Source organism: Actinomadura fulvescens, assembly GCF_039533225.1.
Taxonomy (GTDB): Bacteria; Actinomycetota; Actinomycetes; order Streptosporangiales; family Streptosporangiaceae; genus Spirillospora; species Spirillospora fulvescens.
This window is the reverse complement of sequence record NZ_BAAATD010000020.1, coordinates 78,646-96,813: the sequence shown is the minus strand read 5'-3', so window position 1 is coordinate 96,813 and position 18,168 is coordinate 78,646. Positions and strand designations below refer to the sequence as shown.

The following is an 18,168-nucleotide window of genomic DNA, read 5'->3' as shown; positions in this document are numbered from 1 at the left end:
TCAGTTCTCCTCGGTGGACGCGGTGAGAGTGGGAGCGGACGCGGCGGACCCGGACGCGGCGGACCCCGACGCGGCGGACCCGAACGCGGCGGACCCGGACGCGGCGGACCCCGACGCGGTGGACGCGGTGAGGTGGCCGTTCTCGCGGTAGTACGCCTCCGCCCCCGGATGCAGGGGTACGGGCAGGTCGCGGCAGATCTCGCGCATGTCGACCGGGCCGGTCATGGCGCGGGTCGGCCCGGTGAAGCGGGCGGAGATGGTGTCCTTCTGCTCGTCGATCGCCCGGACGGCCAGGTAGGCGAGCTCGTCCGGGAGGTCCTCTGCGCAGTAGAGGATCCACCCGGAAAAGTCGATCGTGGGAACGTCCCGGTCGAGCCCTCGCAGCCGTCCCCGTTCCAGCACCCCGGCAGGCATCCCCATGCCCGTGCAGTGCCGGAGCACGTGCTCCTCCAGCGGCAGGAACCGCAGGTCGTACAGGGTGGTGAGCTTCTGCCAGCGCACCGTCATGATCGCCTCGTCGAAGACGGCGTCGAACGACGGGTCGGCGGGCACGGCGTCGGGGGAGTTCTGCGAACGGGGCCGGTCGCGCAGCACCTCGCCGCCCCAGCTCTCCAGGTCCTCCTGGGTGAAGCCGTGGCAGGCGAGGATCTCGTCCATCACCCAGCGGGCCGGGTGCCCCATCTCGCGAGTCGGCATGGAGATCTTGAGGGGCCGCCGTTCCGCCGCGATCTCGCTCAGGCTGGTGATCCCGGTCTCCGCCCGCACCGCGAGGGCGAGCCGGTCGTCGTGGGGGAACGCGGCGATCGCCCGCAGCGGCAGCGGCTCGTCGTAGGGCCCCTTCCCCTCACACGCCATGGCCAGCGCCCAGTTGGGGGTGGTGATCCCAAACTGGTAGCGCCCCGAGGCCACCAGGCGCGGCCCGTCCATGGCGAGCGCGGCCGGCGGCGTGCCGGTGACGGCGGCGATCGTCGAGCCGTCCGGGAGCGGGCTGCCGTAGCCGCCCATGCCGTTGGCCAGCAGGCTGCCGATGTTCATCCAGTTCTGGCCGGGACAAAGGATCTTGATGTCGACCGCTCGCACGTTCCGCCCTCCTCTCACGCGAGACCGCCTCAGGCCTCGGCCCGCACGGTGTTACGCAGCGTGCCGATGCCGCCGATCTCGACCTCGACGACGTCACCGTCGGTGAGAAAGACCTGAGGATCGCGACGGTATCCGACGCCGCCCGGGGTGCCGGTGAGGATCACGTCGCCGGGCTCCAGCCGGGTGAACTCCGAGGTCACCCGGATCAGCTCGGGCACATCGAAGATCAGCCGGTCGGTGGTCGAGGACTGCATCTCGCGCCCGTTCAGCCGCAGGGCGATGTCGAGCTTGCCGGGGTCGAGCTCGTCGGCGGTCACCAGCACGGGTCCGAGCGGGGTCGAGCCGTCCCAGGCCTTGCCCTGCATCCACTGGTGGGTCTTGTACTGGTAGTCGCGCATGGTGACGTCGTTGCAGATCGTGTAGCCGAGGACGTGCCCGAACGCGTCGTCCCGCGAGATCCGGCGGCCCGCTTTGCCGATCACCACCGCCAGCTCGGCCTCGTAGTCCACCTGCGCCGACTCGGGCGGGAGCGTGATCGGCGCGCCGTGCCCGATCAGGCTGGAGGCGAACTTGGGGAACAGCACCGGGTAAGTCGGCAGCTCGCGTCCGGTCTCGTCCACGTGCGAGCGGTAGTTGAGCCCGACGCAGAAGATCTTCCCGGGCCGGGCGACCGGCAGCAGCGTCAGCGTGTCGAGCGGGACGCCATCCTCCTCGGCCCGCGCGTCGAGCAGGGCGCCGGGGGAGGCGGTCCGGTCGATGCGGTCGACTCCGCGGAGCCGGTGAACGTGCGTGCCGTCCAGCCTGCCGATCGCCTCGGCTCCGTGGTCGTCCAGATAGGCGACGAACCGCATCCCGTCTCCTCACTCTGTCCTGTTTTTCAGGGCAGTCATCCTGTATTTCGAAACAGATTAGGGCTGGAGGGGGCGAGGGTCAATGAGTTAGCCTCGTTCCATATCTCAGGATCTACATCCTGAATCCTAGGACAAGGAGCGTCAGATGGCCATCGCCGAACTCGGGCACACCGGACTCTGGGTGAACGACCTCCCCGTGATGAGGGACTTCTACGAGCGCGTCCTCGGCCTCACGGTCACCGACGAGGACGACGAGCTGGGCATCGTCTTCTTCAGCTCCCGGCCGGAGGAGGAGCACCACGAGTTCGTCCTCCAGCGCGGCCGGACCGCGGAGCCCGGCGCCAAGCAGCAGCACCAGATCTCCTGGCGCGTCGACTCGCTGGAGGACATCCGCGCGTTCCACCGCACGTTCGAGGAGGAGGGCGTCGAGGTCCAGCAGGAGGTCACCCACGGGAACGCCTTCGGCATCTACTTCTTCGACCCCGAGGGCAACCGCAACGAGGTCTACCTGCGCCTCGACCGGGACGTACGGCAGCCGTTCCGCAAGTCGATCGACTTCGGCCTCCCCGCCGAGGAGATCTACGCCGAGGCCGACCGCCTCCTGGCCGACGACGGCCCGGCCTACCAGCCCGTGCAATAACGACGGAAGGCGCGGTGCAGGATGCACCGCGCCTTCTCCGAGCAAGGCCCTCGCTAGCGCTCGGACAGCCCCATCGAGGCTCCCGCCCCGAACCCCAAGCTGGGGGGCAAGCCCCCCAGACCCCCCACCCCATCCGTGGACCAAGCCCTCGGCAACCGACCCGTTAAACGCGGAATGCCCGAGGGAGCCTCAGCGCCGTATGGGAACCGGAGGGCGAGGAACCGGGGGCGTTCCGGCGTCTCTAGACCGTCAGGTCCCAGGCGACTGGCTCGCCGTTCGCCATGATCCAAACCGTTTGAGTGTGGCCGTCGGTGCGGATGCGGAACTGTTCTTGCGGCGGGCTTCCCGCAGCGCGCCACAGGCCGACGGACGTCTCGACGTCGTCCCACAGGTGCGCCGGTCCCGTCTGCCGCACAGTCCAGCCGCCGTCGGGCTCGGGTGTGAGCGACGCGGCCGAGTCGGTCTCGGCGTCGATGAGGTAGTCGACCCATGCGCCGTCGCCGATGCGCCGGGACTGCCATTGCGCGCCGGGTGCGCCGAGCTGCGCCACGAACACGCCGGTCCAGTCATCGCGGATGTCCGGGCCGACGACGGCCGGCCGCGGCTCGGCGTCGGCGAGCGCCTTGGTCATCTCGGTCCAGTGCTCGTCGCTGATCGAGGGTGCCGCCTGTGGTCGGGCGATCATGAACGAGATGGTTCCGGACAGGAATCGGCCCTCGGCCGCGCCGTCCTCACTGACGTTCAGGACGGCGAGCCCGTACCCGTGAAGCCATCCGGTCATCGTGACCAGGATGCGCCCGCCCGGCCTGGTCTGGTCGAGCCATGCGCGTGGGACGTGCCGGACCGAGCACGTCGCGATCACGCCGTCGTAGGGCGCGTGGTCGGGGGCGCCGTCGAGGCCGTCGCCGATCACCAGGTTCGGGGAGAATCCAGCGCGGCCCAGAGCGGCGGCGGCGCCGGCGGCGACATCAGGGTCGACCTCGACCGAGGTGACATGATCGTCGCCGAGCCGATCGCACATCAGCGCCGTCGAGTACCCAGTCCCCGTGCCGATCTCCAGCACGGTCGTGCTGTCGTCGACGGCGAGATGCTCCAGCATGTGCACGACCAAGCCCGGCAGCGTCGACGATGACGTCGGGTTGCCGCTGAGCGGCTCGGTCACGTCCTGCGGTACCAGGTGCCCATCGAGTTGGGTCACCAACGTCTCATTGCGATAGGCGAGGTCGAGCCATCGACCGACGTCGTGCTCGCCAATGACCGGTTTCCAGCGGGTGCCCTGGTCGGTGTCGGTGCGCTGGAAGACTTGGGGTACGAACAGGTGGCGCGGCACCCGTTCGACGGCGCGTCGCCATTGCGGCGAGTACAGGTCGCCGGAGCGTTCGAGCTCGTCGGCGAGTGTGTGCCGCAGGGACACGGCGCGTGCGTTGATGTCGTTGGTCATGCGGTCCCCCGTTCGAGGAGATCGGCGAGCGCTGACGTCATGGGAAGGCCAGTCTCGTCTTCCAGCCACGCCCATTGACCGTTGGGATTGCACTCCAGGAACACTGCCTCGCCGTCGGGGCGTAGAACGAGGTCGAACGCGCCGAAGACCAGTCCGAACCGGTTGAGGTAGGCGGCGATCGGCTCGGTCATGCCGGGCGGCGGGTCGGTGGCGGTGTAGGTGAGCGCGTCGTAGTTCTGTCTCCAATCCAAGAGGTCGCCGGAGTCGATCCGTACGCAGAACACGTGGTCGCCGATCGCAGCCACCCGTAGGTGCCCGACGGCTGGAACGCGGCTTTGGAACAGGTGCGCGGTCGCCTCGACCGACTCGTCGAGCTCGGCGGGTTCGACCTCGGTGACCCAGATCGTTCGGGCCACGCCGCCCTCGCGGTACGGGCTTCCGCGAAGCGGCTTGTAGATGATCGGTCCGTGCTCGGCGGCGAACGTCCAGGCTTGGTCGAGATTGTTGGTGATCAGGGTCGGCGGGATGGTGAACCCGACGTCGGCCGCGACAGCGAGTTGCGCGGGCTTGAACTCGGCGTCGGCGATGGCGTGAGGATGGTTGACGTACAGGCAGTCAGGTAGGGACGCCAGCACGCCACCGAGCCCGTAGCGGGCTTGCAGGGCGGCAAACCGCGCGTCCTGCTCGTCGAGGCCGGGAAGGGTGAAGCCGCGCGGTCGGCGGTAGTACAACGACCGCACCGCGCCGAGCTCGACCTGGCGCGAGGCGGTCGTCATGATTCCACGCAACCCGTCACCGTCGATCTTTGCCGACAGGCTGAGCGCGTGCGGGAAGTCCGCGGTGTCGAACCGCAGGAGGGGCACACCGCGCCGGTTGAGCTCGGTGACGACGATGTCGGCGGTCACGTCGTCAGGTTGAGTGACGATGAGTACGGGACGAGGTTTGGTCATCAGTCCTGGTCGGCGTCCTGGCTGTGGTCTTCGTCCTGGTCGCCGTCCGAAGAGGTCCGCGTTCTCGTTTCCGTGCCCGTGTTGGACCTCTTGTGCTTGGCTTCGACGAAGTCGCCGTCGCTGGTGGCGCCCGTCTGTGTCACAGGGTCGATCTGCGTCGCGACAACCCCGACGTCGATCGTGTGGGGGTAGGGCGCCATGCGGCGCAGGCCCCACGGCCGCGCGGCGCGGGGGGCGTCGGTCGGCGACGGGGCAGCGGGCAGACGGTCGGCGTTCTGGTACATCGGACAGCACTCCTGGGAATCGGGGGCGAGCCGGCGGCACCGGTTCCCGCCGTGCCGTGTTGACCGGCAAGGGCACAGGCGCTCGCGGCGCGGCGTCTCCTTGACCAAGGCGCCGACGCCTGTCTGGGGAGTCGTGGTCGTCACAGCCCCCACCTTTCGGCGTGCTTAGATGTCGAACTCTCCCGCCTTGATGGCGGCTACCAGGTGCTCCCATTGTGCTGGGCTGAAGGCCACAGCCTCGCCCGCTGCCATGCCGGTCAGCAGGACGGCGCGGCCCGAGGGGGCGATCGCCACCTGGGCGCACGGCTCGGCGCAGTCGGCGCAACCGCTTGGTGACCTGAACCGGTAGCCAGGCCCGTACCCAACCGATGGGTCGTCGCGGTCCAGCCGAAGTAGCCGCCGTGACCGGGATCGCACGTCTCGCCACAGCGAGGACCGAGGCGGTGTGGCTCCGGCCAGGGGCGCGTATCCCCGGTGTGTGCCCCGCATGGTGAGTCTCCTTCACGATGGGCAGCGGACACGGGCGGTCTTGGACTTCCACCCGGAGGTCGGGAAGCGGTACCGCTTGCCGTCGGGAGTGACGCCCCGGAGCCAGAACCGCACCTGGTAGCGACCAGGTTCGCACTCCGACACGCTGATCGGGTATTCCTTCCGCTTTCCCGGTGCGGGGATGTCGGAGTCGACGACGTCGTTGATGTCGATCCATCGGTGCTGCTGGTTCTCTCGACGCAGCTGAAGGTGGATCGAGTGCTCGCGTTGACGTTCGACGCACTTGACCGCGACGATCGCCTTTACGCCTGCCAGGTCGCCGCTGCGGAAGCGTTGCGGCCACTTGAAGACCCAGGCGTCGCAGCCCTTTGGTGAACCGCCGCTGCCGCTGCCGCCGGTGGCTTTGCCGCATTCCTCGGCGGCCCCGAGCGATACCGCGGCGATGAGCGCTAGCACGGCGGCCCGGATGGTGTTCGAGGTGTACATGGCCCCTCCTCACGGTGGGCCCGCAGCCCCGGGGTTGGGGGAACTTCACCCGGGGTCGCGGGAGGCTTACGTCATGTCCGTCAGCGCGGCGCGCCGGGCTTGTAGAGCGGTCGCCCACAGCATGAACACCAGCTGCCCGAGCTGCTCGGCGTCCATCCGGTTGAGGACCGCGTCGGCTTCGTCGTGGCTGCCGCGTGCCCGCGCTTTGACGTACGTGCGGGCATGGCGCAGCATCACGCGATGGATGCCGCGTGCCTTGACCCGAGTACCGGCCGAGATCCCCAGGGCCATCACCCGCGCGTACCCGTGCCGCTCCGAAGGCGCGAGCCGCCCCACGTCCGCCACACCTGCGATGACCACGCCCGCCGCAACGGCGTCCCGCTGGATCGCGTCCGCCAACACCTCGGCCATCACCGGCCCGGCCACCGCCCACCCCGGCGCGACCTTGACCCGCTCGAAGTAGCGCAGCGGCCCCTCGACCGCCCCGGACACACCCGCCATGATCAACGCCTCGCACTCCGCGCGGACCTGACCCCGGTCAACCACAAGGGATCCCTTCCTTCATTTCGGGGGATTTAGGAAAGCTGTTGGCAGATCAGGTCGGCGGCGGCCACCACGTCGTCCACCGGGGCGATGTCCGCCCCGACGTAGGACCCACGGCGCCACACGAACCGATCCCAATAGGCGCCGACCTCACGTCCGGGCCCCAACGGCACCGCGCACACCCACATCTGCACCCCGCGGCCCTCGGTGTGCCAGCCACGGCCCTCCAGCTCGGCCGCCAGCGCCTCGACCGCCGCCCGGCGCCGCGCGATCTCCGCACCCGGCAGCACCATCACGTCGCGTACGGGCCGTACGGCCCCGACGTCGCAATCAGGCGGACGCGTCGCTCAGCATCCCGGGTCACCTCGTCGGCGGTGCCCAGCAGATACCCCTGACGGCCCAAATGGCGGGCGAACATCGGCCGCACCGCCGACAGCGCGCGCTGCAACGCGGCCGTCGCGTCCATCTCCGGCTCGCCGCCAAGCTTGGTCTCGGCCTCGTCCTGGACGAACGACAGCACCAGGTCCACGATGCGCGGATGGAGCCGCTCTTTCCCGGCTTCCTCGAACGCGCCGAGCACGACCGGAAACATCTTCAACGGCGTCGCCTTCGGCGCCTCCGCCGCCGTGGCGAGCCGCCGGGCGGCCTCGTCCTCACCGACGCCGTCCGGAAAGTGCGGGCCGCTGCTACTCACTGGCGCTCACCCTGGCGAGCTGGGCGTGCAGATCGTCCGGGCTGTCGGCCTCGAAGCACGAGGCGCCGTGCTGAACCAGCTCGCCCCGCTCGGGGGCGCGGGTCGCCCACCATCGACCGGCGCTGCTGGTGATGATCGACCAGTCAGGAAACTCTCGCCGTAGCTGGTCCTTGATCTCCGCTACCGTCGTCATCAGCCGGACTCACTTCCGGTCAGGCCCTCGGCACACCGGCGTTCGCCCGCCGGCCGAGGGCCGTTCGTTCGCGTCACCCCTCACGCTTCCGGCCCGGCTGGCTACTGTGGAGATGGTGTCCGGTGTCTGTCCGGCATGGACACCACCGACACCAGGTCAACCCCGGGCAAAGCGGGTGAGGCGATGACCTTCGGCGAGAAGCTGGCCGCTCTCATGGCCGAACGCGGCATCGGGTTGCGTCAGCTGGCACGCCTGGTCCCGTGCGACCACGGGCACCTGTCGAAGCTCCGCTCCGGTGACAAGACACCCTCAGCGAAGCTCGCCGACCGTTTGGACGAGCTTCTGTGTGCTGATGGCGCCCTAGCCGGCCTTAGGCCATCCGCGCCGACTCACCGGACACTGCACAATGGCCCGTTGTTCGACCGCGAGGGACTGGTGTTGCTGGCTCCTCCGACCGAGCGTGGACGCCTGGCTGACGCCGACTATGTGCAGACACTCCGCGAGGACAACCAGCGCTTGATCAGTATGGACAGCCTGCACGGTGGGAACGATGTCCTGCCGTTAAGCCTCCGGATCTTCCGATCGGCGCACGCCAAACTGGCCGCTGGAAGCCACGAGCGCACCGTTCAGCGGGACCTGGAGGCCGCCGCTGGCGAGACCGCCGAGATAGCAAGCTGGATCGCCTACGACGCGGACAAGCAGGAGATCGCTCGGCAGATCATCCATGAGGCATTGTTCCTGTCCCGTCTGGCCGGTGACCGGTCGATGGAGCAGTTCGAGCTATCTCACCTGGCACTACTCGCCTTGCACGAGCGGCGGTCCCGCGAAGCACTGCGGATCTGCGAGGCCGTCCAGGATGATCCCAGGATGCCGCCGCGTGTAGGCGCCTTGTTCGATCTACGCCGAGCCCGCGCACTCGCGCAGATGAACGATTGCGCCGCTGCGTTCCGGGCGCTAGAGCAGGCCGCCGCCACCATCGGCGAGAGCATCACCGAACGCGACCCGTCGTGGACGTGGTGGCTGGATGACGCCGAGCTGGCATGGCATCGCGGGATGCTGCACATCGAGCTGGACGAATGGGGGCGCGCGGTGGACTGCATGGCCGCCTCGGCGCGAACGCGAACGAACGCACGACGGCTGGCCAGCACCCGGACCCGAGCGCGATACAACGACCTCGCACATCTGCTTGAGGCCCTGGTGCACGTACAGCAGTGGAACGCTGCGGAGTCGGTCATCGCCGACGTGCTCGACCAGGCGGCCGAGGTCGGGTCGGCCCGCACCGCCAAGCTCCTGCGCGGTGTGGTCGCCCAGGTCGCCCGGGACCGCGCACCATCCACGGTCGCGGACGCCAGCGAAGACCTGCGCCAGTTGCTCGCGGTCGTCGATCCTGCCTGAGCGGTTTGACGAGCTCATGACGGCATTCGAGCCGTACGAGGACGTGCCCGAGGTTCGGGAGCTGGTGGCGATGGTCAGGGGTCACTGACGTCGAGCACGGCGCGGACGAGACTGTCGGTGTCGGTGAGGTCGTCTAGGACGAGCTCGGCGCCTGCGGCTCGGAGATCTGCGGCGTCGCTGGAGCCGGTGGCGACGGCGACGATGCGCGCGCAGGATGCGGCGCTGGCTGTCTACCCGGCGCGAAACTGGCAGGCTCGCACGCAGGTCGAGCTGCACCGTGCCGGTGTGCTCATCCGTAGCGGGGATGTCGACGAGGGTGCCCGCCACCTGGTAAGGGTCCTGGGGGCCGTGCCGGGCGAGCTCCGCCATGACGGGCTGCTGCACCACAGCGCCGTAATGTCTCTGAAGATGGCTCCACCCGCTCAGGCCGCGCGGGCGTCGATCGCCGAGGCCCGCGAACTTCTCGCCGCCAAGGGAGACGCATGACCCCGCCGAACCTGTCGATCAGCCGCCATGATCCGACCGAGGCGCTCGACATCCTCGACAGCGTGATCGTGCCGGTCTACGTCGCCAGCCACCCTGACGTGATCGACCGGCCGTTCTACACCGCGGAACGGTTCGCCGAGCGGTTCCCCGGCTACGCCAAGGCCCCCGGCTTCGAGATCGCCATAGCCCAGATCGATGGCCACCCGGTCGGGCAGGCCTTCGGCTACACGCTCCCTGCCACCACGCGATGGTGGAACGGCCTCACACCGTCACCGCCTGAGGGCTTCGCTGACGAGAGCGGCAGCCGGACGTTCGCGTTCAACGAGTTGATGGTGGTTCCGGAGTGGCAGGGCAAAGGCGTCGCCCATGCCCTGCACGACGAGCTCCTGAACGGCCGGGTCGAGGAGCGCGCCACCCTGCTGGTCCGCGAGGACAACGACTCGGCGCAGACGGCCTACCGGCGGTGGGGCTGGGAGAAGGTCGGCAAGCTGCAGCCCTTCGCGGACTCGCCGCACTTCGACGCGATGCTCATCTCGCTGCCTCTGCACCCGTAGCCGCGAGGGATGGGGTTCACCCACCCCGAAACCGGTTTCGCCCCCGGTATCAAGGTGGCCTGCAAGGTTTCGGATTTCGGAGTCGCCGAAGCACCCCTCAAATCTGCCCTACAGCGGCCTCTGAGAGGGTGCCAGGCCGAAACCGTTCAGCCCTCCAAAGACACCTTCTGCCGTGTCGGAAGGTCTTCAGTCGGATGCCCTTCGCGCCGCCGCCGGCACCCCGCCGGTTGATCTGGCGGGTCGCCACTCCGTACGGCTTCAACGCGCTCGCGAGCGTCGTGGACGCCGCCGCGCGGGCCCCTGCGCAGCTGCGTCTCGTCGAGCCCTTCGACATTCAGCCACGTCCCATAGATCTCCGGGCGGTAGGCGGCGAGGGCTTCGATGAGGCGGGCCGAGTGCACCGCGTTCTCAACCGCCAGCCATACCTCACGGATGTGGTCGATGAGGTCGCTCTGGTCGACCGGGTCGGACGCCTCGCCCGCGGCCTGACCGGTGAGCGTCCCGGCGGCGATGCGCAGTGCGAGCGCCCGCTTGCCGATGTGTTCGGCCTCGGTCTGCTTGATGAACGCGGCGCGTACGGTGCCGCCCTCGCGGCCACGGAGTGCTCTGCTCGCTGACCGAGATCTCGGTGGCGCGTAGCCCGCGCTCGTGGGCGCCGGTGCCGAGCACGTTGTTGTTCGCGCGCCAGTCCATCGCCGCCAAGCAGAGCCGGGTGCCGACCCTGGACGACACCGACGACGGTAGCGACGGGGCGTCGGGGTTCTGGATGAGCAGGATCAGGATGATGCCGTACGCGCGACCTTTCTTGATCAGCCGCGTGCACAGATCGGCGGCCTCGTCCTTGTACGCGGGGTCGGTGAACAGCTCCTGCGCCTCGTCGACCACGTGCGGAGATCGTCTTTGCTGGGCGTCTGCTTGCCAAGCTCGAGCTTCGAGACCCTGCTCTCGTGCCAGCCGGCGAGTTCGGCGAGGCGCCGCTGCGGGAGCCGCGAGTCCTTTCGCAGCCCGCGCAGCCGCACGCCGAGCGCCTCGCGTGGTTGCTGGGGAGATGTAGACATGTGAACCGGTCACACGCTCCGAAGGAACTCGTCCCGGGTGGCGGACGCTTTCCACGCGATGTCTCGCCACTTCTGGTGTTGCTCGACGGTGGCCGCGTCGTCGACCAGTTCGGCGCCGAGCAGGCGGTCATCAGTGTCGAAGTGCAGGACGGCGACTCGATCATCATCGAGCAACCAGGCGTCATGCGGCGGCCTGACCGGCAGGCCGAGCGCCTCGGCCAGGCCGCGCTTGAGATACCGGATCCGCTCACCGGCCCGGAGGTTCCCCTGAACAGACCAGAGTGCATAGCGCGAGTAGTCACCGAGCGGGACCGTCACCACTCGGACGCGACGGAACGGGCGGCCCTCGGCCGCCGCGGCCCGCGTCATCGCTCCCCACTCGTGCGCGCCGAGCAGGTAATCCTCGTCCGGGTCGCCGGCCAGGAACCGCCGTATCGGCTCCTGCTCGGACGGCGCGTTGTAGCGGTCGCGCGTCTCCAGCCGGAACGCCGAGCGCCGGACGGCATGGAACATCGCGCCGAAGGCATCCCCCGTCAGCAGGTCGGCCACGGTCATCCCTTCGTGTGGTGGTCGTAGTAGTGCTCGATCAGGTGCCGGACGAGAGACGGTTCGATCTCCACCACGGTCTCGTCCTCGGCGAGGTCGCGGACGTCGCCGATCGCTGCCGTATCAGTGACGATCTTCCCTTGGACCACGTACGTACCGCAGTCAGTGGCGTACATCGCTGGGCAGCCACCTTGGTCTGAGTCCGAGGAACCGTGGCCGCATGGTCTTACCTCCACCTAGCTGCTTGCGGGGACTTGCCCACCCGCGGCAGCCTGAGTGCACTTCCGTCAGCCCGTCAATCGCCCTACAGCCACACGGAAACGCGTGGCAACCGCACCCTGTCACCCAGGGGCGGGCGCTGGGTACGCCTTCCGGGCCGCGACGGTCAGACCGCTGATCTCGGCCAGGAGTTCCGCGTCGTGACCATCATCGGCCGCATGTCCGAAGTCGCCCAGCGGCTCGGCCACAGCCGCTTCGAGGGCGATCCCCATGCCGGCGTTCTCAGCGGGTACGGGCGTTCCAGTCCGGATCGCTGGAGCACATCACCCGCGCGGAGACTTCGTGAGCCCTTACCCGACCCGCATGTCCGACCATTGGTGGTGGCGCCCGGGAGTACGGCCCGGTCGGTGTCTGCTCGTCTTGCACATCCTGCTGCACGACCAGCCCGATGCCCGCGACGTCGTCCGCCAGTGCCAGGACAAGCTGGCCGGTCTGGACATGGTCCCCGAGGAGTGGCTGCACATGACCACGCAGATCGTCGGGTTCGCGGACGAGATCAGCTCTACCGAGGTCGAGCAGATGATCCACGAGACGCGGCTCCGCTTCGCGGCTCTGGCGCCGGTCGCGGTCCAACTGGGCCGGCTGTGGTTCCACAGCGAGGCCGTCATGCTCGGCATCCACCCGCCGCAGGATCTCGATCCCGTTCGCGAGGCGATCCGCGACGCCGTCGCCGAGTCCGTTCGCGTGCATCAGCTCGCGGACGAGCCCGAGTGGACGCCACATGTCTCGGTCGCCTACAGCCATGGCGACGGCCCGGCAGAGCCCGTTCTCGACGCGCTCGCTGCTCGGCCGGAACCCCGCGCCCTGCGTGTTCACGAGGTTCATCTCGTCGAGCAGGTGCGCGTCGGGCGACTCTACCCCTGGGACGTGCGCACGGCCCTCACGGTCGGCCGATTCCCAGCCCGCCGGAGGACCTTGGAGTCCCTTCAGCCCCCTCTGTGGGGAGTGAGCCGACAGACCCGGGATCGTGGCGGTCGGTCCCTACTATGGGTGTATGAGCGTGACGCCGAACCTCGCGGACCGTCTTCGATCTGTGCGCAAGCGGAGGGGGCTCACGCAAAAGGATCTCGCTGACCTGTCAGGAGTCTCCTTGTCGTTGATCCGGAAGCTCGAACAGAACGAGCGCGACGACACGAGGCTTGAGACGCTCCGAAAGCTCGCTCGCGCTCTCGAGGTCTCCACGTCCGGCCTGATCGTCCGGCCAGAGCACAAGGAGACGACGGCCGGCCAATGGGCGCCGGTGAGAGACGCCTTGCTCAGGCGGAACGGTCAACCTGAAGAGACGCCCACGGTTGAAGGCGTGCGGAGTGCGGTGGAAGCCGCCGAGCCACTCTTCACGGATAACAAGTACAGCCAACTCGGGGCGTTGCTTCCTTCCCTCCTCCGGGATGCCGAAGCCTTGGGTAAGCCGGGACGGCCCGTGCGCTCCCGTGTCTTGCACCTGGCCGGCTTGCTTCTGATCTCAACCCGTCAGTTCGATGCGGCGGACATCGCCTTGCGGCGTGCGCTTGATGATGCGCCGGGCAGGCTCGAAGAGGCAGCGATCTTCAACACCCGTTGCTGGCTGTTGATGCGCCGGGGAGACCTAGCCGCGACACTCGAACTGGCCGTCCGCTCAGCGGATGAGATCGAGCCTCGACTTTCGCGCGCCACGCCGGAGGAGCTCGCGGCGTGGGGCGGACTGCTGTTGCGTGTGGCGACGGCAGCATCCAGGAACAACGAACCGGGCGAAGCAGAAGACGCATTGCGGTTTGCCCAGGCCGCAGCAGTTACCTTGAAGAACGAGTGGGCTCCTCCGTCTGATCCGTTGCGTACATTTGGCCCAATCGCCGTAGCGACCCGGCGGGCTGAAAACTACATGATCGAGGATCGGCCCGATCGTGTCCTAGTGCTGTCTGAGAAGATCCCCAAGTCGGGATTCAGGGCCAGGGCCTCCAGCCGGAACCGCCACCGACTCGACGTGGCGAAGGCGAACGTGCAGCTCAAGCAATACACAGACGCGTTTGAGGTCCTGCAAGAAGTACGAGCGATCAGTCCGGAATGGATCGTCAATCAGCGCATGGCGCGAGATGTCCTTGGCAAGATCGTGACCAAGCGGCGGACGCTTACACCTGAGATGCGAGAGCTGGCTGACTTCGTCCATTTGGAGTACTGACCTCAGCAAATAGCGCTGGGGGGTACTTCGGGCTGTGCCCTGTTCAGACTGCCAATGACAGGCCCTGTAGGGCGTCTTAATTTCGCTGTCATGAGCTTCGACAGGCCACGCACCAACGACGCTCCCTCTACACAGACTCCGCAGCAGCGTGCGGAGGTGCTCCGGCAAGGGCACCGGGAACGCTGGCTGCTGCTGTGGTCGGTGTACGAGATGACCGAGATCGAGCATGTTTCGCGGCCGGTCCGGTGGGATCAGCGAACGCGGTCGTTTCCCGGGGTTCCGTCGTGATCGCCATTCTTCCTTCGAACCTGATGGAGATCGCTGTCGCGATCATCGGTTACGGCGCGGTGTGTATGGCGGTCGCGTTCGTGCTCGGTTTCATCGCGGGGAGCACGTGAGATGGATGGTGCTACTGCCCCGCAGATCCAGCGGATCGTGATGCGGCTTGCCGTCGAGGTCGTGAAGGTCGCCTATCAGGAGGCTCTCGTCAGGCACGGGATGTTCCCGGGCACCGTGGCTTTGATCGACTGCTACACCCAAGAGCATCTGGCGGCGTTGGACAGCGATCCCGAAAGCCTTCCCGGCGACGTCATCTATCAGTTGCTCGATGCGGCCGAGGATCTGATGGACGGCTCCGCGTGCCGTGACCTGCCGGAGCATTCACCGCCGTAGAGATTCCTCCGGGCGGGTGGTGTCAGTTCGTTCTCCAACGATTCCCGTGATCTGTCCGCCCGGAGGTTCAGACGCGGTAACCGGCCGCGTCCTGAGGCTTCTTAGGAGGAAGCCCGATGCCTGTTCACGTGACGCAGACTGTCACTGATCCTCGTGACCTGATCGACTCGGAGGTGTTCGGTCGGCTCGTTGATGGTCTCGCGAGAGAGAACCTGTTGAGTTCGGCTCTGGCCGACCGCGTCATGGTTCAGACGCTGGCGTTCCTGTTCGCCTGCGCCAACAACGAGGGGACCAAGCTGGCCCCGTCGCGGATGGTCGACCTGGGATGGCACATGTTCATCCTGCACACTCGCGAGTACATCGAGTTCTGCGATCGGGTCGCGGGCCGGTACGTCCACCACGTTCCCCAGAGCGGCGCGTTGGAGGTCCACGCGCCTGCGGTCGCCGCTACCCTCGCGGCCATGCGCGACCTGGGCCTGGTGGTCGATGACGAGCTGTGGCCCGTGGCTGGCGATTGCTCGCAGTGTCACGCCGGATGCACCGACTCACCTTAGGGACTGACGTTGCCCCGTACCCCTTGGCTTGACCTACCCGCTGATCTGCGTGCGGCCGTAGAGGCCCGCGCGGGCAAGGTGGACCGGGAAGACCCCTCGGATGCTGGGATCAATTCCGAGATCACTTCGACCCTGCACACAGTGCGGGGTCGGGTCTTCGTCAAGGGGTCGGCCGATGAGCGGGCGCGTAGAAGCCTGCGCAACGAGGCTGCGGTCAGCCCACATGTGTCCGCGCTTGCCCCCCGGCTTCTGTTCGATGTGGAGGCCGGGGGGTGGCGGCTGCTGGCGTTCGAGCATCTGGACGCCCGGCCGATCGACTACGGTCCTGGATCTGGGGACCTGCCGAAGCTTGCTGAGCTGATCGGGCACCTTCAGCAGACCCCGCGACCTGCGGTAACGACGTTGCCGTTCGAGCGTCGTTGGTCCCAGCTAGGGGACGCCGGGCTATTGGCCGGTGATGCGCTGCTGCACACCGACTTCAACAGGGCGAACGTGCTCATCACCCAAGAGCGGGCCTATCTGGTCGATTGGGCCTGGAGCTGTAAGGGCGCCGCCTGGGTGGATCTGGCGTTCCTCGCGGTCCGCCTGATCGCTGCTGGCCACCACCCCGCCGACGCTGAGCGATGGGTCGCTCAGATTCCCGCGTGGAAGACCGCGCCCGCCGAAGGGATCGACGCCTTCGCCACGCTCCACCTTCGGCTGTGGGAACGAGCCGTACAGCGAGAGCCCCGGCCTGCCTGGGTCGAACTAGCGGCCACCGCTAAGACATGGGCCGCCTACCGAGGTTTGTAGGGTCTGGCACCACCTAACGCTCTTGATGGCCCCGGTCGGGACGACCTGGGGCCGGTTTCGGCTCGATCGTTCGTAGGGTTCCCACAAGGGTGTTACACGGCTGCTGGGACCGGCGCTTGGTTCGGGGTGGCTCTGCGAGGAAAGCCGCTGGCAAGTCGATCGACTTCGGCCTACCAGCCCGTCCAGTAGCCCGAAGGCGCGGTGCCAACGCACCGCGCCTTCCCCATAACAAGGCCCTCGCTGCGCTCGGACAGCCTCATCGGGGCTCCCGCCCCAAACCCGACCTGAGTTCAAGGGGTTGTCGCAACATCTGAGGTGTAGGAGTGTGCGATGGTGCTCCCCGAAGCGCCGACGCTCGTCAATCGGCGATGGTCGTCGACCACCGTCCGCGGCGCCGGGTTATCGCCCCATCGGGCGCGACCATCGCGTGGGCGCCGTTCACCGGTAGGTGCCCCTCACGGAGCCATCGTGTCCGGATGGCGTCGAGCAGATCCCACAGGCGGCGTGGCCCACCCTGGTGCACGGTCACCTGACCGTCGGGCGCTTCGACGGCACGCGTCCAGGAACCGTCGGGGTGCGCCATGATCGCGGTTCGGGTGTCGCATCCTTCCCGGTAGTCGTGGTCGATGCCGGGTGCGGTGACCCCGAGCATGGACCACAGGTCCCACGCTTCCATCACGTTGACGACCGGGAAGCGGCCGGCGGCGACGTGCTCGCCCTCGGCGGTGCGTGCCACTTCGATTCGGTCGACGAGCTCGGGCGGGTAGTCAAGGCCGGTCCGCGTGGTCATGAACCCGGCTCGGTCCCATTCGATGCGGCCCTCAGCGCCACCGTCGGGCGTGCGGTCGGCCGTGAGCAGCAGACCGGCGCCCGCGATCGAGGTGACCAGTCGGCCGCCGGGACGTAGCGCGGCGAGCCACGACGTAGGGATCGGCCGAACCGAGACGGTCGCGATGATCCGATCCCACTCGCCGTCGAGCGGCCCGGTAGCATCCAGCGTCCGGACGATGGGACGGTATCCGGCGCGGTCGAGGCGTTCCTCGGCCGGCGCGACGAGGTAAGGGTCGACGTCGATCGAGGTGACCCGGTCGCCGCCTAGACGCGCGGCGAGCACGGCCGTGCCGTAGCCCGATCCGGTACCGACGTCGAGCACGTGCATGCCGTCGATAATGCGGGCGTGCTGGAACATCGACACCAGCAGACTCGGGAGCGTGGCCGAAGACGTCGGAGCGCCGATCGCTCGATTGCCGGGATCGGCATCGTCGGCATGGACCCCGCTGACCCGGGTGACGAACGACCGATCGGTGTAGGCCGTGTCCCGCCAGGAGTCACGGTCAGCCGCCCCGATGCGCACTTCCCAGATCGCCGAGCCGTAGGGACCAGGCGCCGGTACGAGCGATGTCCACCAGCGCGGCACGAACTCGTGCCGTGGGATGGCCGCGACGACCGGGCGCCACCGCGACGTGGCATGGGGTGACCTGCTCGGCGAGCCTTTCGGCGTGCGGTTTCCAGTCCATCGGCTCAGATTGACCGCACCGATCCGCCTAACCCGGGATCGCGTCGACGACCTCGACCCAGCGGTCGCCGGTGAGCAGCGCGGCGAGCGCGGACTCGCGAACGTTGCCGGCGTCGAAGTCGCGGCCGAGCACGCACGGCATCAGGCGCCCGTTAGTGTCGATCGCCGCGCGGCCGTCTCCGCACATGCCGCATAGGTCGTCGAGTCCGCCCTCGGCCGAGTGCTCGACCGACCGGGCGGGCGTCGTCGACGTTGTAGTTCGTGATGCCGATCCCGAGGATCTGCTCGACGGCGCCGTCGATGTCCTGGTCGTCGAAGACCTGACGAGCTCGACCTGATCGGGATGTCGCGACGCACGACCTCGCGCAGGTTGCGTCATAGGCTCCGGGCGGGCGCAAGAGGCGGTCGTGCTCGTCGGAGTTGGCCGCGAGGACCACGAAGTATTCGCTGTAGAGGGCGAACTGCTGCCCCTTCGCCATATCCAACGAGGAACCCCGGATGCCGCGGTCG

At 68.1% G+C, this 18,168-nt stretch carries 28 protein-coding genes; 10 read left to right on the top strand and 18 right to left on the bottom strand.

All coding sequences use genetic code 11. From position 1 onward, the window contains the following. Together ABD333_RS43965 and ABD333_RS43960 are read right to left on the bottom strand one after the other, a co-directional pair. Positions 1 to 1,080 (bottom strand): TAXI family TRAP transporter solute-binding subunit, encoded by a 1,080-nt coding sequence (locus ABD333_RS43965; RefSeq protein ID WP_344548728.1) that lies wholly within the window; start codon positions 1,078 to 1,080, stop codon positions 1 to 3. A gap of 29 nt (positions 1,081 to 1,109) precedes the next feature. Then, positions 1,110 to 1,931, bottom strand: a complete 822-nt coding sequence (locus ABD333_RS43960; RefSeq protein ID WP_344548726.1) for a fumarylacetoacetate hydrolase family protein — start codon at positions 1,929 to 1,931, stop codon at positions 1,110 to 1,112. Between the two features lie 145 nt (positions 1,932 to 2,076). Between ABD333_RS43960 and ABD333_RS43955 the strand changes: the two genes are divergently transcribed. Continuing rightward, entirely contained in the window at positions 2,077 to 2,571 is a 495-nt protein-coding gene (locus ABD333_RS43955) for a VOC family protein (RefSeq protein ID WP_344548724.1), read from the top strand. 241 nt (positions 2,572 to 2,812) lie between these two features. Here the strand turns inward: ABD333_RS43955 and tgmC are convergent, their stop codons facing one another. The 9 genes from tgmC to ABD333_RS43910 form a co-directional block, all read right to left on the bottom strand. After that, the gene (gene tgmC / locus ABD333_RS43950) at positions 2,813 to 4,012 is read right to left on the bottom strand and encodes an ATP-grasp peptide maturase system methyltransferase (RefSeq protein WP_344548722.1); all 1,200 of its coding nucleotides are present in this window, start codon (positions 4,010 to 4,012) and stop codon (positions 2,813 to 2,815) included. Then, positions 4,009 to 4,962, bottom strand: a complete 954-nt coding sequence (gene tgmB, locus ABD333_RS43945; protein ID WP_344548720.1) for an ATP-grasp ribosomal peptide maturase — start codon at positions 4,960 to 4,962, stop codon at positions 4,009 to 4,011. The genes tgmC and tgmB overlap by 4 nt, the downstream gene beginning before the upstream one ends. Continuing rightward, a complete protein-coding gene (tgmA, locus tag ABD333_RS43940) occupies positions 4,962 to 5,246 on the bottom strand; it encodes a putative ATP-grasp-modified RiPP (RefSeq protein WP_344548718.1) in 285 nt (94 codons plus the stop codon). Before tgmA ends, tgmB begins: the two co-directional genes overlap by 1 nt. Before the next feature lie 165 nt (positions 5,247 to 5,411). Next, positions 5,412 to 5,735: a hypothetical protein gene (locus ABD333_RS43935; RefSeq protein WP_344548716.1), complete on the bottom strand. Its 324-nt coding sequence runs from the start codon at positions 5,733 to 5,735 to the stop codon at positions 5,412 to 5,414. 12 nt (positions 5,736 to 5,747) lie between these two features. Next, positions 5,748 to 6,221 carry a hypothetical protein gene (locus ABD333_RS43930; protein ID WP_344548714.1) on the bottom strand — a complete coding sequence of 158 codons (474 nt, stop codon included), beginning with the start codon at positions 6,219 to 6,221 and terminating at the stop codon, positions 5,748 to 5,750. 66 nt (positions 6,222 to 6,287) lie between these two features. Next, the gene (locus ABD333_RS43925; protein ID WP_344548712.1) at positions 6,288 to 6,767 is read right to left on the bottom strand and encodes a hypothetical protein; all 480 of its coding nucleotides are present in this window, start codon (positions 6,765 to 6,767) and stop codon (positions 6,288 to 6,290) included. Between the two features lie 29 nt (positions 6,768 to 6,796). Beyond that, a complete protein-coding gene (locus tag ABD333_RS43920) occupies positions 6,797 to 7,060 on the bottom strand; it encodes a hypothetical protein (protein WP_344548710.1) in 264 nt (87 codons plus the stop codon). Next, positions 7,057 to 7,458: a hypothetical protein gene (locus ABD333_RS43915; protein ID WP_344548708.1), complete on the bottom strand. Its 402-nt coding sequence runs from the start codon at positions 7,456 to 7,458 to the stop codon at positions 7,057 to 7,059. Before ABD333_RS43915 ends, ABD333_RS43920 begins: the two co-directional genes overlap by 4 nt. Further along, positions 7,451 to 7,651 carry a hypothetical protein gene (locus tag ABD333_RS43910; protein WP_344548706.1) on the bottom strand — a complete coding sequence of 67 codons (201 nt, stop codon included), beginning with the start codon at positions 7,649 to 7,651 and terminating at the stop codon, positions 7,451 to 7,453. The genes ABD333_RS43915 and ABD333_RS43910 overlap by 8 nt, the downstream gene beginning before the upstream one ends. A gap of 135 nt (positions 7,652 to 7,786) precedes the next feature. Here ABD333_RS43910 and ABD333_RS43905 point away from each other — a divergent pair, with 135 nt between their 5' ends. The 4 genes from ABD333_RS43905 (at position 7,787) to ABD333_RS43890 (ending at position 10,703) form a co-directional block, all read left to right on the top strand. Further along, entirely contained in the window at positions 7,787 to 9,046 is a 1,260-nt protein-coding gene (locus tag ABD333_RS43905) for a helix-turn-helix domain-containing protein (protein WP_344548702.1), read from the top strand. 186 nt (positions 9,047 to 9,232) lie between these two features. Further along, entirely contained in the window at positions 9,233 to 9,532 is a 300-nt protein-coding gene (locus tag ABD333_RS43900) for a hypothetical protein (protein WP_344548700.1), read from the top strand. Then, the gene (locus ABD333_RS43895; protein ID WP_344548698.1) at positions 9,529 to 10,086 is read left to right on the top strand and encodes a GNAT family N-acetyltransferase; all 558 of its coding nucleotides are present in this window, start codon (positions 9,529 to 9,531) and stop codon (positions 10,084 to 10,086) included. Before ABD333_RS43900 ends, ABD333_RS43895 begins: the two co-directional genes overlap by 4 nt. 194 nt (positions 10,087 to 10,280) lie before the next feature. Next, positions 10,281 to 10,703, top strand: a complete 423-nt coding sequence (locus ABD333_RS43890; RefSeq protein WP_344548696.1) for a hypothetical protein — start codon at positions 10,281 to 10,283, stop codon at positions 10,701 to 10,703. Positions 10,704 to 10,895: 192 nt separating this feature from the next. On the opposite strand, the gene ABD333_RS43885 is transcribed toward ABD333_RS43890, so the two are convergent. The 4 genes from ABD333_RS43885 to ABD333_RS43870 form a co-directional block, all read right to left on the bottom strand. Further along, positions 10,896 to 11,144: a helix-turn-helix domain-containing protein gene (locus ABD333_RS43885; RefSeq protein WP_344548694.1), complete on the bottom strand. Its 249-nt coding sequence runs from the start codon at positions 11,142 to 11,144 to the stop codon at positions 10,896 to 10,898. A 9-nt stretch (positions 11,145 to 11,153) separates the two neighbouring features. After that, positions 11,154 to 11,699: a DUF6879 family protein gene (locus tag ABD333_RS43880; protein WP_344548692.1), complete on the bottom strand. Its 546-nt coding sequence runs from the start codon at positions 11,697 to 11,699 to the stop codon at positions 11,154 to 11,156. Beyond that, positions 11,696 to 11,866, bottom strand: coding sequence for a hypothetical protein (locus ABD333_RS43875; protein WP_344548690.1), 171 nt, complete (start codon positions 11,864 to 11,866; stop codon positions 11,696 to 11,698). Before ABD333_RS43875 ends, ABD333_RS43880 begins: the two co-directional genes overlap by 4 nt. 165 nt (positions 11,867 to 12,031) lie before the next feature. Further along, positions 12,032 to 12,181 (bottom strand): hypothetical protein, encoded by a 150-nt coding sequence (locus ABD333_RS43870; RefSeq protein WP_344548688.1) that lies wholly within the window; start codon positions 12,179 to 12,181, stop codon positions 12,032 to 12,034. Here ABD333_RS43870 and ABD333_RS47755 point away from each other — a divergent pair. The 5 genes from ABD333_RS47755 (at position 12,180) to ABD333_RS43845 (ending at position 16,142) form a co-directional block, all read left to right on the top strand. Then, entirely contained in the window at positions 12,180 to 13,043 is an 864-nt protein-coding gene (locus tag ABD333_RS47755; RefSeq protein ID WP_425546966.1) for a 2'-5' RNA ligase family protein, read from the top strand. The two genes, ABD333_RS43870 and ABD333_RS47755, sit on opposite strands and share 2 nt — an antisense overlap. After that, complete coding sequence (locus ABD333_RS43860; protein ID WP_344548684.1) at positions 12,964 to 14,124, top strand: helix-turn-helix domain-containing protein; 1,161 nt, start codon at positions 12,964 to 12,966, stop codon at positions 14,122 to 14,124. The genes ABD333_RS47755 and ABD333_RS43860 overlap by 80 nt, the downstream gene beginning before the upstream one ends. Positions 14,125 to 14,559: 435 nt before the next feature. Next, positions 14,560 to 14,796, top strand: coding sequence for a hypothetical protein (locus ABD333_RS43855; RefSeq protein WP_344548682.1), 237 nt, complete (start codon positions 14,560 to 14,562; stop codon positions 14,794 to 14,796). A 215-nt stretch (positions 14,797 to 15,011) separates the two neighbouring features. Continuing rightward, the gene (locus ABD333_RS43850; protein WP_344548680.1) at positions 15,012 to 15,350 is read left to right on the top strand and encodes a glycine-rich domain-containing protein; all 339 of its coding nucleotides are present in this window, start codon (positions 15,012 to 15,014) and stop codon (positions 15,348 to 15,350) included. A 141-nt stretch (positions 15,351 to 15,491) separates the two neighbouring features. After that, positions 15,492 to 16,142 carry a phosphotransferase gene (locus ABD333_RS43845; protein WP_344548678.1) on the top strand — a complete coding sequence of 217 codons (651 nt, stop codon included), beginning with the start codon at positions 15,492 to 15,494 and terminating at the stop codon, positions 16,140 to 16,142. Between the two features lie 358 nt (positions 16,143 to 16,500). On the opposite strand, the gene ABD333_RS43840 is transcribed toward ABD333_RS43845, so the two are convergent. The 3 genes from ABD333_RS43840 to ABD333_RS43830 form a co-directional block, all read right to left on the bottom strand. Beyond that, the gene (locus ABD333_RS43840) at positions 16,501 to 17,496 is read right to left on the bottom strand and encodes a methyltransferase domain-containing protein (protein ID WP_344548676.1); all 996 of its coding nucleotides are present in this window, start codon (positions 17,494 to 17,496) and stop codon (positions 16,501 to 16,503) included. Between the two features lie 190 nt (positions 17,497 to 17,686). Beyond that, complete coding sequence (locus ABD333_RS47850; RefSeq protein WP_344548674.1) at positions 17,687 to 17,800, bottom strand: hypothetical protein; 114 nt, start codon at positions 17,798 to 17,800, stop codon at positions 17,687 to 17,689. Between the two features lie 10 nt (positions 17,801 to 17,810). Continuing rightward, positions 17,811 to 18,137, bottom strand: coding sequence for a hypothetical protein (locus tag ABD333_RS43830; protein ID WP_344548672.1), 327 nt, complete (start codon positions 18,135 to 18,137; stop codon positions 17,811 to 17,813). Positions 18,138 to 18,168 lie beyond the last annotated feature (31 nt).